Source organism: Nostoc sp. CHAB 5715 (assembly GCF_020829685.1).
Taxonomy (GTDB): Bacteria; Cyanobacteriota; Cyanobacteriia; order Cyanobacteriales; family Nostocaceae; genus Nostoc.
In genome coordinates this window covers 1-13,242 of sequence record NZ_JAIVFR010000068.1, presented here as the reverse complement: position 1 = coordinate 13,242, position 13,242 = coordinate 1, and the positions used below count along the sequence as shown (strand labels likewise).

At 42.9% G+C, this 13,242-nt stretch carries 11 protein-coding genes and 2 pseudogenes; 5 read left to right on the top strand and 8 right to left on the bottom strand.

What is annotated here, in order from left to right; translation table 11 throughout:
* A pseudogene (locus tag LC574_RS06005) lies at positions 1 to 395 on the bottom strand (ABC transporter permease); the annotation flags it as partial.
* Positions 396 to 480: 85 nt separating this feature from the next.
* Positions 481 to 1,566, bottom strand: a complete 1,086-nt coding sequence (locus tag LC574_RS06000; RefSeq protein WP_229452022.1) for a PotD/PotF family extracellular solute-binding protein — start codon at positions 1,564 to 1,566, stop codon at positions 481 to 483.
* Between the two features lie 732 nt (positions 1,567 to 2,298).
* On the opposite strand from LC574_RS06000, the gene cruF reads away from it, so the two are divergent.
* The 3 genes from cruF to cruG are packed head-to-tail and all read left to right on the top strand — an operon-like array spanning position 2,299 to position 4,620.
* Positions 2,299 to 3,210, top strand: coding sequence for a gamma-carotene 1'-hydroxylase CruF (cruF, locus tag LC574_RS05995; protein WP_229452020.1), 912 nt, complete (start codon positions 2,299 to 2,301; stop codon positions 3,208 to 3,210).
* A gap of 23 nt (positions 3,211 to 3,233) precedes the next feature.
* Positions 3,234 to 3,362, top strand: a complete 129-nt coding sequence (locus LC574_RS37815; protein WP_267871430.1) for a hypothetical protein — start codon at positions 3,234 to 3,236, stop codon at positions 3,360 to 3,362.
* 34 nt (positions 3,363 to 3,396) lie between these two features.
* Positions 3,397 to 4,620 (top strand): 2'-O-glycosyltransferase CruG, encoded by a 1,224-nt coding sequence (gene cruG / locus LC574_RS05990; protein ID WP_229452019.1) that lies wholly within the window; start codon positions 3,397 to 3,399, stop codon positions 4,618 to 4,620.
* Between the two features lie 94 nt (positions 4,621 to 4,714).
* Here cruG and rnhA read toward each other — a convergent pair whose 3' ends face one another.
* Complete coding sequence (gene rnhA / locus LC574_RS05985) at positions 4,715 to 5,623, bottom strand: ribonuclease HI (protein ID WP_229452017.1); 909 nt, start codon at positions 5,621 to 5,623, stop codon at positions 4,715 to 4,717.
* Between the two features lie 252 nt (positions 5,624 to 5,875).
* Between rnhA and LC574_RS05980 the strand changes: the two genes are divergently transcribed.
* The gene (locus LC574_RS05980; RefSeq protein WP_229452015.1) at positions 5,876 to 6,061 is read left to right on the top strand and encodes a hypothetical protein; all 186 of its coding nucleotides are present in this window, start codon (positions 5,876 to 5,878) and stop codon (positions 6,059 to 6,061) included.
* Between the two features lie 315 nt (positions 6,062 to 6,376).
* On the opposite strand, the gene LC574_RS05975 is transcribed toward LC574_RS05980, so the two are convergent.
* From LC574_RS05975 to LC574_RS05960, 4 genes are all read right to left on the bottom strand, one after another.
* Entirely contained in the window at positions 6,377 to 8,575 is a 2,199-nt protein-coding gene (locus LC574_RS05975) for a CHASE2 domain-containing serine/threonine-protein kinase (RefSeq protein WP_229452013.1), read from the bottom strand.
* A gap of 152 nt (positions 8,576 to 8,727) precedes the next feature.
* The gene (locus tag LC574_RS05970; protein WP_229452012.1) at positions 8,728 to 9,012 is read right to left on the bottom strand and encodes a hypothetical protein; all 285 of its coding nucleotides are present in this window, start codon (positions 9,010 to 9,012) and stop codon (positions 8,728 to 8,730) included.
* 445 nt (positions 9,013 to 9,457) lie between these two features.
* On the bottom strand, positions 9,458 to 9,871 hold the full coding sequence (locus LC574_RS05965) for a putative toxin-antitoxin system toxin component, PIN family (protein ID WP_229452010.1): 414 nt from the start codon (positions 9,869 to 9,871) through the stop codon (positions 9,458 to 9,460).
* Positions 9,871 to 10,110 (bottom strand): hypothetical protein, encoded by a 240-nt coding sequence (locus LC574_RS05960; protein WP_229452008.1) that lies wholly within the window; start codon positions 10,108 to 10,110, stop codon positions 9,871 to 9,873. Before LC574_RS05960 ends, LC574_RS05965 begins: the two co-directional genes overlap by 1 nt.
* A 238-nt stretch (positions 10,111 to 10,348) precedes the next feature.
* On the opposite strand from LC574_RS05960, the pseudogene LC574_RS05955 reads away from it, so the two are divergent.
* Positions 10,349 to 11,659 (top strand): annotated as a pseudogene (locus tag LC574_RS05955) (ATP-binding protein); the annotation flags it as partial.
* Positions 11,660 to 11,808: 149 nt separating this feature from the next.
* On the opposite strand, the gene LC574_RS05950 reads toward LC574_RS05955, so the two are convergent.
* Positions 11,809 to 12,852 carry an aliphatic sulfonate ABC transporter substrate-binding protein gene (locus tag LC574_RS05950; protein WP_229452006.1) on the bottom strand — a complete coding sequence of 348 codons (1,044 nt, stop codon included), beginning with the start codon at positions 12,850 to 12,852 and terminating at the stop codon, positions 11,809 to 11,811.
* Positions 12,853 to 13,242: the final 390 nt, after the last annotated feature.

Sequence of the window (13,242 nt, the reverse complement as noted above, 5' to 3'; positions counted from 1 at the left end):
ATTAACGAGGAAGTCCACAAAGGTAAGACAAAGGCTAATAGCAGCAAATTCCTCCAACGTTGGGGCGCTATCTGAGCAATCCAATAGGCGACGGGGAAGCCCAAAATTAAACAAATTATTGTAGTGCCAAACGCAAAAAATAGCGATCGCACAATTACTTGCACATAAAGGGGGTCAAATATTCTAATGTAGTTTTTGAATCCGTTGGGATTGACTAAATCTCCTGGGCGGATGTCTGCAACTAAACTTAACTGGAAAATTATTAAAGTTGGCAGCACCAATAAAAGTAATAACCAAATGCCAGATGGTGCAAGTAATACCAAAGGTTGGAGCCAATTCGCTCGTGGGCGTTGTAATTCTTCTATTTTAGAAATATCACTTTCTTGAAAATTCACCACTTATAACTCCTAACTCATCACTCATCACTTATAACTCTTAACTCCCCACTCCCCACTCCCCACTCCCAAATTCATAACTATTTTACCCGCTAGTTAACTGAGTCCAATAGCGGTCGTAAACCTCTTCAAATTCTCCTACAGGAGTAACACGTTCACAATTTGCTAAAAGTGACTCTGAAGGAAATAAATTAGTATTGTTTTGGATTGTTTTTGGCAATTGCTCAAATCCAGCACTATTAGGCGTAGAAATATTCAGGCGTTGACTGATTTGGGCTGCTAATTCTGGTTGTAAAATCATGTTAATCCAAGCATAGGCTCCAGCTAAATTGGGGGCTGTTTTAGGAATTACAATAGTGTCTGTCCATAATGAAGAACCACTGCGAGGAATTACATATTTGAGTTTAGGGTTTTCTTGAGAGATTCTCACCGCATCTGCTGAATAGCACATTGCTAATAGTAAATCTCCTGCCAGAATTTGATTTTGCCAAGCGTCGGTGTCAAAACGTGCGATCGCAGATTTTAGTACTTTCAATTTTTCATAAGCTTGTTTGATTTCTTGTTCATTTTTTGAGTTGTAAGAGTAACCTAGCATCCGTAAGGTCGCACCCATCACTTCTCGAACATCATTGAGCAAGGTCATCTGCTGATTAAGTTGCTCTTGGTTTTGCCAAAGGTAATCCCAGTCTTGTGGTGCATCTTTGATTTTTTCAGAATTGTAAAGTAAACCTGTTGTTCCCCAGTTAAAAGGGATGCTATATCGGTTATTGGGGTCATAGCTAGGATTCTGAAATCGGGGGAATAAATTCTCTAAACCGATTAAGCGATCGCGATCTATTTCTGTTAATAAACCTTTCTTTACCATCTTCTGCACCATATAATCGGATGGGTAGATGATGCTGTAAGTGCCACCGCCTCCAGCTTGCAATTTAGCCAGCATGACATCATTGGAATCATACACATCCGCTAGCACTTTCATGCCGGTTTGGGTGCTAAAGGTTTTCAATAATTGGTTGTCAGTATATTGCGTCCAGGTAAAGATATAAAGTTGGTCACGTTGACCCGAAGTATTAGAATTAGCACGGACTTCAGCTAGCCTCCAGCCACAACCAGCTAAAGATAAGCTAGAAAACCCTGCCACCCCTTTTAAAAATTGGCGTCTGTTAGTCATTAAGTTAGAAGCTGTTTATCAACAACCTCTAGATTACGGTATAGTTCCAAATTTCATAGTCAAATATAGTTAGACGTTTGAGATTTAGGTTTAAGCTACCCCAAATTCGGGATGGACATCCTTAAATATTGGGGTTAGTCGCCTTGGATGTACTACCAGACATCCCCTATCCCTTGACGGGATTACGTTTTTTATTGATTAAGGTCTTCTTAATCAGTAGATGGTGGCTCCTTACTGCTCTCAATAGAGATTATAGCCAATAAACGGCTATATCTGAATGGAAACTGAGTTTACGGTGAGCGCAGTCGAACTGCGTAGTAGAAGTATAGATTTTGTTTAAAGTTTTATAATACCTAATAATCCCTGCCGTGATTTTTGGGGATAAATGTGTCATTCTTCACACTTACTGTAGGGCTTGCTTAATCTATGGTGGTTGTCCTGTCTCAAAGAGATCCTTGCATGGAAGCAGTTCTTCATCATACTGGTATCAGTGGGACAAGAAACCAGAAGTTTTTACAGATGAAATTATGTAGATTTTGACTATATAGCTTAGACTAGTAAATCTATCATCATATTTCTTATAGCTTCAATCAATAGGCTGTTATGCTCTTCCCAAAAAAGCCAAACAAGTTTGTAGAGAATTGCGGCACAAAGTAGTTAAATATGTTGTTAAAGATTTGTAAACTGTTAGCAGCCGAGTAGCCGCGTGTCACATCTTGTTAAGGAATTATCATGAGACAACTTGTTATAGCTGAACGCGTATGCCTCATTGGTCATATCGTGTCAAAAGCCTTTGGACTGGTAGGGATGCTACTGGTCGTACCTAATGCCGAAATAATTTTAAACTTATCGCAGGTTGGAGAAACTGCCATCCAGTTAAGTATGGCAGGTGGCGGTGTAGTTGATATCATCTTAGGGACAATAGCTGTCTCTATTTATGCCTACCGGACGCTGGGATTGGGAACTTGGCTAGCATTTATGCTGCCAGCTATGTTTATCTCCTTGGGTAGTGAACTACTGGGAACCAGTACAGGTTTTCCATTTGGTAATTATAGCTACTTGAGTGGCTTGGGTTATAAGATTGCGGGGCTAGTTCCTTTTACAATTCCTTTATCTTGGTTCTATGTTGGGCTGTCGTCTTATTTAATTGCGAGAACTGGTTTGAAAGTGGCACAAAAACCTAGTTGGGGACGCCATATTGCGGCTATAGCCGTTGGTGCTTTACTCTTCACATGCTGGGATTTTGCCCTTGAGCCAGCGATGAGTCAAACTTCTCTGCCTTTTTGGTATTGGGAACATCCAGGCGCTTTCTTTGGCACACCTTACCAGAACTATGCAGGTTGGTTTGGCACTAGCGCCCTGTTTATGAGTGTGGCAGGATTGTTGTGGAGAAACGCTTCGATTAAATTAGAGCGATCGCAACTTAATCTACCCTTAGTCGTTTATTTAACTAACTTTGCCTTCGCCGCCGGACTAAGCTTGGCTGCTGGATTCTCCATCCCAGTGTTGCTCGGCTTATTGTTTGGTGTGACTCCTGCTGTGGTGCTGTGGTTAAGCAGTTCAACCACACCCACTCCAATTGCTGTTGAACCAGCAAACAAGGAAGTCTCGGTGGCAAGAAGCGTTAAAGTTGCCTTGAAATAAGTCTATAGATTGGGGAGTGGGGAGTGGGGAGTGGGGAGTGGGGGAATGAGGGAGCAGGGGGAGCAGGGGGAGCAGGGGGAGCAGGGGAGGCAGGGGAGGCAGGGGGAGAAGAATTAATAACCAATGCCCCATGCCCAATGACTAATGACTAATGACTAATGACTAATGACTAATGACTAATGACTAATGACAACCCTTTTATTGCTAATTATCCAAGTACCAGCGACGGCGATTCTGTTTTCGCGCTTGCTAAAGGGACCAAGACGGCTTCCTCCAATAGAACCGCAACAGCCGACACTGGAGCTTTTGGGTAAGGTTAGCGTCGTCGTTCCCACACTGAACGAGGCGCTTCGCATTAGCCCCTTGTTAGCTGGTTTAAGCCAGCAAAGCTACGAAGTTCGGGAAATTATTGTTGTAGACAGCAAGTCTGTTGATGGTACACCGGACTTGGTAAAAGCGACACAGCAGAAAGATCCGCGCTTTCGGGTGATCACAGATGACCCCTTACCCTCTGGTTGGGTGGGGCGTCCTTGGGCGTTGCATAACGGTTTTCTATTTAGCTCTGAGGGTAGTCAGTGGTTTCTAGGGCTGGATGCTGATATTCAACCGCATCCTGGTTTGGTTGCTGGTTTGGTGAAGACAGCCGAAGCACAGGGGTATGACCTCGTTTCCCTTTCACCCCAGTTTATTCTCAAATATCCGGGAGAGTGCTGGCTACAACCGGCTTTGTTGATGACTCTGCTTTACCGATTTGACCCCGCTGGGATCAATACAGAGCAGCCAGAACGGGTCATGGCAAATGGGCAGTGTTTTTTGTGTCGCCGCTCCGTTTTAGCTGCTGTGGGTGGCTATAGCAGTGCGAGTGGTTCTTTTTGTGATGATGTCACTTTGGCACGAAATATTGCTGCTCAAGGGTATAAGGTGGGCTTTTTAGATGGCGCAAAAGTGCTGAAAGTACGGATGTATGAAGGGGCGATGGAGACGTGGAAGGAGTGGGGGCGCAGTCTCGACCTCAAAGATGCAACTTCTCGTTCGCAGTTGTGGGGAGATTTATGGCTACTCACATCTGTTCAAGGTCTACCCCTTTTAATTGTCCTCACTTTTTTGTTGATTTCTCCCCCACTCTCCTACTCGCTACAGACGCGATTAATCGTACAGACGCGATTAATCGCGTCTGTACCTACTCCCCTACTTCTTCTGCTGGGACTAAATTTATTTTTGGTGGTAATTCGCTTTGCTATGCTAATTGCGATCGCACCTTCTTACGATCGCAAAAGCGCCAAAGGCGGCTGGTTATTCTGGCTTTCCCCTTTGGCTGATCCCTTAGCTGTGCTACGAATCTTCTTATCTGCGTTCCGCAAGCCACGCGAGTGGCGGGGACGGAAATATAGTGCAAAAGAGGGGGAGTAGGGAGTAGGGAGTGGTGAGTGGTGAGTGAGCGAAATTCCCTATTCCCTATTCCCTATTCCCTACTCCCTACTCCCTACTCCCTACTCCCTGCTCCCTACTCCTCTTCACCTCCTACTTGATCCCCGCGTTCCAGTTCCCAAAGAATTTGATTTCCTTCACGGCGTACCCGTGACACTATCCAGTTTCGCCAGCGCCATTGATCTCCCCGACTGGTAACAGCGCTGGCGTGGACATCCATCAAGTCTGCTAACTCAGAACTGGTGATTAAGTAGCCTTTTTCTGAAATTTCGTCAGCGATACGCAGAGTTTCGACCAAGCTGCGGAGTTGCGAAACCCTCATTTCTGGCGGTTTTTCATCGGTTGCGGCCGCAGTTGGCCCAGTAGATGGTTCCATAACGGTTATTTCTGGTGCAGAAGTACTGATTTCTTGCGGACTTTGGTTAATTATTCGAGAGTTTTTTTCATAATCAGCTACTTTTGCTACATTTAGTTCATTTGTAGAAGGTAAAGATTGATAAAAATTTGCAGCAGTTAATTGTTGTAGCGAAGGAATTTTACCACTGGCGTATGTGCGAGCGATCGCATCACAACGTTCGTTACCTATGTTACCAGAATGTCCCCTGACGTATTGCCATTTTATCTGTTGGGTATTAAGTTCATCGAGAGTTTCCAAAAGGTCTTGGTTTTGCACGGGTTTACCATCTGACTTTTTCCAGCCGTTCTTTTTCCAGCCTTTCACCCACTTGGTAACGCAGTTAATTAGGTATTCGCTATCGGTATGAAGGATGATGGGTTGGGTTTGTTGAGATGTTTGCAAAAATTGCAGGGCTGCGATCGCAGCTTGCATTTCCATTTTATTATTAGTGGTATGAGGGGATGCATCGCCCATTTCGTGGATTGAGCCATCGCTAAAATAGACGACAACTCCCCAACCGCCAGGGCCAGGGTTCCCGGTGCAAGCACCATCGGTGTATATGCTTTGGATTGTGGGTTGAGTGGACATGGTTAGGGTATCGAACCGCTAAGGACGCAAAGGGAAGAGTTATTAGCGGCGAATTTTTTTAAACAATATCCAGGCTATTATACTGGTAAGCACTCCAGCAACAACGCTCCAACCGAAGGCTGTTGTAAGGAAAATAATTTTAGCGGGTAAAGGGCCTTTACTGCGGATTTCAGCTTCATATTTTAAATTTTGACGAACAGCTTGATAATGTTGAGCTAACGGCGGATAATTGCGTGCGAGCGAAACAATGGCATGTCAGTTGAAACAATGGCATTGTCAGTTGAAACAATGGCATTGTCAGTTGAAACAATGGCATTGTCAGTCGAAACAATGGCATTGTCAGTTGAAACAATCACATTGTCAGTTGAAACAATGGCATTGTCAGTCGAAACAATGGCATGTCAGTCGAAACAATGGCATTGTCAGTCGATACAATAACAATGCAGAAGTTTGCGTTTAAATAGCATCAGGCGACTGGAAGTTGCGGCTACACAAATAAAACCCGCTTTCCCTACGGTATGCCGCGTGAACGCGGGTTATAAACCATTAATTTTTTGGGCGTTGCAGAAAATAGGGATGAATTATTGAACCGCGAAGACGCGAAGTGCGCGTTCGCAAAGCGTCTCGAAGAGAAGGAATTAGGTTTATGAGTTCGCAAAAATTAAAAAACATCCTGCAAATATGCAACGCCATTTTTTGTTAGTCTGCGACGGGGGACTTCGTTTGTGTAGCCGCGATTTCTAATCGCCAGGGTTACATACGTTTTAAATCTTGTAAAACTGCGGCGGCTGATTGATAGCGATCGCTAAAATGATAGCAAACCATTTTATCTAAAATTGCCGCTAATTCTTCACTCACTTGCACAGTTTGCCGCCACATAATATTACCCGTTTCTCTATCTGGGTGGAGTTCTTGCGGTGGTATCCCTGTTATAGCTTGAATGGCAATCATTCCTAAAGCGTAAATGTCACTGGATAAGCGCGGATGACCAGCAAATTGTTCTGGAGGTGCATAACCCCGCGTCCCGATGGCTACTGTGGCTAATTCTGTTTGCTCACTACTTGGCGGTTGCATCAATTTGACTGCACCAAAGTCAATCAATACCAACCGATTATCTTGAGCGCATCTAATAATATTAGCTGGTTTGATATCACGATGAATCACTCGATGTTGATGAACAAATTCTAGAACTTCTAAAACTTGTTTAAGCATCTCGATCGCAAATGATTCATTTTGCACATTCCGCACAGGTTGTAACTCTTCACTGAGGGTATGTCCCTCAATATATTCTTGAACCAAATAAAATTCTTGGTCATCTTCAAAATAAGCAAGTAGTTCGGGAATCTGATGATGTTTACCCAAACATTGTAATATTTCAGCTTCACTATTAAACAACCTACGAGCAACTTGCAAAAATCGTGTATCTTGACGGGCTGGCATTAACTTTTTAACTACGCAAATCGGATTACCTGGGCGTTGAGTATCCCGTGCTAAATAAGTGCGGCCAAATCCACCAGCACCGAGAACTTGAGAGATTTTGTAGCGTCCACCCAAAAGCAAATCACCTGATTTTATTTCTGGTGAATCAATAGGAGGAAAATCAAGATAAGAGTCGGGAAGTGCTGTTTTATCTTCTAAGAGTACATTTAATTGCGCGATCGCTTCTTGTTGTTTTTCAACTTGCAGAATAATCACCTGAGTTTGTCGCTGATTTTGGTAGCTAGTATAAGTAATCATACAAATGCTACTAATCACTAAAGCCAGGCCAGAGGGAACTAATGGTATCCATCCGCCGGCTTGCAAAAACAAAGCAACGCAGATTCCTACTAAGCCAAGTAGAGTTGTCCCTCCCACCACTAGCAACAGCAACGGATTTTGCCACCGCCATGCTATAATTCCACCTAAAAGCGACCAGCCCCACACCCAAATAAGTTCCGCCCAGTCTGGCCAGTACCAAATTATAGGTCGTCCATCTAACACTGTACTGATGAGTTGGCTTGCTATCTGTGCATGAATAAGCAAAGCAGGCATTCTGGGTGGTTGATCTGGCAAAGCGCTGTAAGGTGTATAAAAGCTACCTTGAGGTAAATTAGCGGCAGTAGCGCCAATAATTACAAGGCGATCTTTGACTAAATTGGGGTTGACTTGGCCACTGAAGACTTGTGTGAGGGTTACTTCGTCGGCAAAGCTGTTGGGGTGACGGTAATTTAATAATATTTGATAGCCATCTGCATCCAAATGTTGGTAGCTACCGGAATTAGCTTGTAAACGCGGTAAGAGGATTTTACCTAACTGAAAATCCCCTTTATTAGTAAAGTCGTATTCAATGCCTTGTTTTTCCAGATAATTAATTGCTATGAGCGCACCAAATGCAAATGATGTTGTACATTTTTTGTATGGAGAGTGAACAAATAACAAACTGCGGCGGAGAATTTGGTCGTTTTCATTGTCAGCAACCACATTGCCAAAACCAACATTATCTATAGGGAAATTTGGTGGCGGTGGAATTTCATCTCTACCCAAGCTGCTGAAAAAACAGGTGCTGACGATGTTATCTTTATTTTGCAAATTAGCTGCCAAATTGTTGTGTTCTGGTTGGAAAAGATATAAACCAACAATTCGCGGTTGATAAGACTCTATTTTATTTAACAGCTGATTTATTGTACGATCTGATAGAGTCCCTTTCTCTCGTTTGAGATCCTCGTTAGTGATTTTTACCAGCAAAATCCGCCGATCGGGTGCTTCTGCTTTTTGCGATCGCAACATCTGATCATAAACTCTCAACTCCCAAGGCTGCAACCATTTGAGTTCCCTAACTCCCCAGATAAAGGCGGTGACTCCTACACTGGTAACTAAAATAATTTGCAACCAGCTTTTGCTCTTGGAAGTGTTACGAGAATCCTGAACTTTAACAAAGGGGACACGGAGTTTTTCTAATAGTCCACTAATCACGGCGTTGCGGCGGTAGCCTGAATTGGGTAGATGTTGCAGGTACAGAAGTTAATTTTCTGACTCTAGGTTAAAAGCTGATTAACCTGAGCTTCTATATTAATGTAGCAGTTTACTTGCTGCTTAGAGACTAGACAAGCGATTGGGCTATGCAGCTAATCATCCGTTTGAGATGTTTGAGCATCTTCAACAGCACTGGCAATTGGGAAAGAAATAGGATTAGTAGATGGGGTTAGTGAATCTAACTGGGATTGTTCGAGTGATGCCTCGATGGTTGAATCAGCAAAATAGGAGTCAAATATTTTATCATAGTTAGAAGCAACAGCTAAAAAAGCGCCACCCAAAATATAGATAGGTAATGGCAGATTAAATTCTTGTAACCAATCAAACAGTTCCGCTAAGGCAAATAACACAAAAAAGCAGGCAAGCCAAACCCTCATATTTTCATTCTCTCGATTGAAACAACTCTATTACTAGCTTAAATAGCTTGCATAATAGTTGATGTAGTACATAATCACCAACTTACAACCTCTATAACTCTAGATATATGTAGTGAGAGTTATAGCATCTGCTATATTCCAATATCGACTAGAAAAATAAAAATATATTTAACGTGAGTCTCCAACGAAGGCGCACCTACGGGAAGGGCGAAAGAAAACTGCGTTTTCTTAGGAGTTCGATGAAATTAAAACTCTGAAACCATTGCCCAGACTATTGTCTGTAAAATAGATGTTCTGAAAAAGGCTTGAGCTTATTGAGGATAAAATCACTAACTCCTGAATTTGTCAATTATTGACATTATTCTCAACTAATGTTTGAGGGTTTATTTCAGTCTTAGCTTCAACCGTCCGCACCAACGCAGTGTTGGGCAGCTGGCAAGATTCACTAGGATGACGCTAACAATGCAACAAACTCTGCTGCTTTCACAATCGCAACACTCTTGTGGGTTGTCAACGACAAAAGATGTTTGTCCCCTGTAACAATGTGAGTTGCATTACCAATCAATGCACACTCTACAACCATGTCATCATCTGGATCGGCTGGAACTGCCTTAAGCGTTCCAGAAATCTTAACCAGACGAGAAAACCCACTCACCTCCTTTACTGCTGCTTGCGTCATCTCTTCAGAAAATTCAAACTTCACGAGCAACTTCTCGGCAAATTCGTCTAAAATTTCTTGACATGTCACAGACTCGACCTGTCCTATCCTTGCCAAAGCTAAACAGCGAAATGGGTTACCGTTCGTAGAGAGTAGGGCGGAGAGCAAAATATTGGTGTCAAAAACCGCAACGTATGGCATTAATCCTCATGCACAACGTCATCGATTAAAGCTTCACGTTCTTCCTCAGTCATTGCACCCCAGTCAAAACCTCGCTCTTGAGCAACTAATCTAGCTTTGTCAAATCCATAACGCGACAACGATTCCCATGTCCCCCACTGCTGAAGAAGTAAAAACCTAAATACCTCCGCTTGCTGTTCAGGTGACAATTGTTTGACCAGTTCAACAACCTGCTCATTGCTAAGGGTTAGTATCGGCATCTTTATATCTTAAAACTACGCAACTACCTTTATTGTAGGCAAAATTAGACTTCCTACTTCTGAAAATAAAATTTTTGAAAATGATTTTGTGATTCATGCTTGTGATTCAAGCTTGGCTCTTCTTGCTTGAAGCTTGGCTCGAATCACTTCTGTTCCAGGCTTTAGAGGTTTGGTAGCAATGCGAGCTATCCGCGATCGCCAAACTAAAGAAATTTTAGAAATGCAAGCGTCTTCGCGGGATATTACAGAGCGCAAGCAGGTAGAAATGGAACGGGCCCGTCTATACGAAGCAGAGCAAACGGCACGGGAAGCAGCAGAAAACGCTAACCGGATTAAAGACGAGTTTCTAGCAGTCCTTTCTCATGAATTGCGATCGCCACTCAACCCAATTTTAGGATGGTCTAAGCTACTCCAAACCAAAAAACTTGATGAAAAGACAATCCCTCAAGCGCTGAAGACTATTGAGCGAAATGCTAGGTTACAGGCTCAACTGATTGAAGATTTGCTGGATATCTCCCGAATTTTACAAGGTAAACTCAGCTTAAATATCTACCTAGTTGATTTGGCATCTGTGATTTCGGCAGCAATGGAAACAGTGCGGTTATCGGCAGAAGCGAAGTCAATTGAGATGCACATCAGCCTGGAACCACATTTGGGACAAGTTTTAGGTGATTCTGGCCGATTGCAGCAAATCGTTTGGAACCTGCTCTCAAATGCAGTTAAGTTTACACCTGCCAGGGGACGGGTTGATATTCGATTGGAACAAGTAGGGAGTGGGGAGTGGGGAGTAGGGAGTGGGGAATTGGGAGTAGGGGGTAAAGAAATACCAAATCACTCCCCACTCCGTACAGACGCGATTAATCGCGTCTCTCCTCACTCCCCGCTTTACGCTCAAATTATCGTCAGCGACACAGGGAAAGGCATCGATCCCAATTTTCTGCCTTACGTGTTTGAATATTTTCGCCAAGAGAACAGCAGCACCACCAGAAAGTTTGGTGGATTGGGGTTAGGGTTAGCGATCGTCCGTCACTTAGTCGAACTGCATGGCGGGACAGTCCAGGTAGAAAGCAAGGGCGAAGATCAGGGGGCAACTTTTACTGTGAGACTCCCACTGATCCAAAATCAATTAGAGATTAAACAGGAAAGTAGTGACTCAGAGGCATCCTCAAATTTAAATGGTGTCAATATTTTAGTAGTGGATGATGATGCAGATACACAAGAATTTATTGTTTTCTTGCTAGAGCAATATGGGGCAAATGTGACAGCAGTGACATCAGTAGCCCAAGCACTAGCCGCTTTAAGCCAATCCTTGCCAGATATACTTTTAAGCGACATTGGGATGCCAGAAGTGGATGGATGTATGTTCATGCGACAGTTGAGAACACTCCCAGCAGAACAAGGAGGGCAAATTCGAGCGATCGCACTCACCGCCTATGCTGGAGAAATGAACGCCAACCAAGTACTAAGAGCCGGATTTCACAAGCATCTTGCCAAACCAGTAGAACCAGCTGAATTAGTAGATGCGATCGCCAACTTAATAGCTGAATAAACCTGTCTGTAGGTGTTTACGTTAAGCTGATGCGCGTCTAGATTGTACATTGCAATTGTTAAGACTGTCCTTTTAAATACAAATGACTAATGACAAATGACTAATGACAACCCTCATGAGTAAATATACAATTTTATTTGCGTAACAGCTTACTTAAGACGAACAGGCGTAATAGCTACATCTAGTTGAGTAGGAAGAATCGCATCTCTAATATTTATTTTACGGGGAATGATTTTTTCTTGGAAATAAAAGTCAGCAACGCGCTGTTGTTCGGCAATAATGCCAGGTGTTAGTCTTCTCAACCTAAAAGTACGTCGGCGTGCCACCTTTTCTAAAACTGATACATCTAATTTCAGTTCGGGAGCAAAAGCTTTAGCAACTTCAGTTGGATTTTTTTCAGCCCATTCTCCTACCTTGTCTGCTTCCTCTAAAAATACTCGCACCAATTCGGGATTTTGGGTGACAAATTGACGCCTACCAAGATAAAAGCCGCCGAGAGTATTAATTCTTGCTGCATTTCTCAGATTACGAATTGGGATAATTTTTTCCACAAGAGCCAAAAAAGGGTCACCACCTACCCAAACTTCAACTTTGTCTTGAATAAAAGCGTCACGGGCTTCAGATGGAGTCAAACCAACAATTGTAACATCCTTAATTTTTAACCCCACCTCTTGCAAGGCTTTTGCTAATAAATAGTGTGCATTCGATCCCCTCTGAAAAGCAATTTTCTTACCTTTAATATCCGCTATCTTCTTAATTGGAGAATTAGCTCTGACTACAACACCTTGGTTTTCCCCCTTGCTGGGTGTGCGTCCGGCAATATAGATAACTTCTGTGATACCTGCGGCTTGGGAAAATATTGGCGGTGTCTCTCCGACATTGCCGATATCTACCTTACCTGCATTCATCGCTTCTATTAGTTGCGGCCCGGCGGGGAATGGCCCAACCCAATTTACAGTCACACCCAATGCTTTGAAACGTGGCTCAACAACTTTTTTGACTTTGACAATATCTCCAGAAGTTTGATATGCCAAGTTGATCACTTTAGCAGTAAAACCAGCTTTTTTTTGTGCTTGAGCGTTATTGACTAAGCTACCTATTAAGGGAGTTGATAGAGTAAACAATCCCAAAACAGAAAATTGGATAATGCGTTTTAAAACTGTGCGGCGTTGGTGAATAAATGGTATTTTCATTACTGGAATATTTTAGTTACAACTAATTGTTATTACCAAATCACATCTGTAAGGAGGTTTGCGATCGCCTGTTTTTTCTTCCTTCCTCGATTTTCGCTAATCTATTTATCATCCATCTCAATTAACCAGACAATAGGCTTAACAAGTTGCTCAACTAACTTGTTAAGCCCGTTGTTAAAGGTAGGCAAACTTCCGCTACAGTGTAATAGGTGCTTTCAGCATGATTTCACAAACATCTTGCCAAACCAATACAGCCACCCAAGTTAATAGCTGAATAAACCTGCCTCTAGGTGCTTATCGTTACTTGATATTATCAGGTACGATAGCTTTATATAATAGATCAGAAAGAATCCCTTCTTTGATATCAATCTTACGCGAGATGACTTTTTC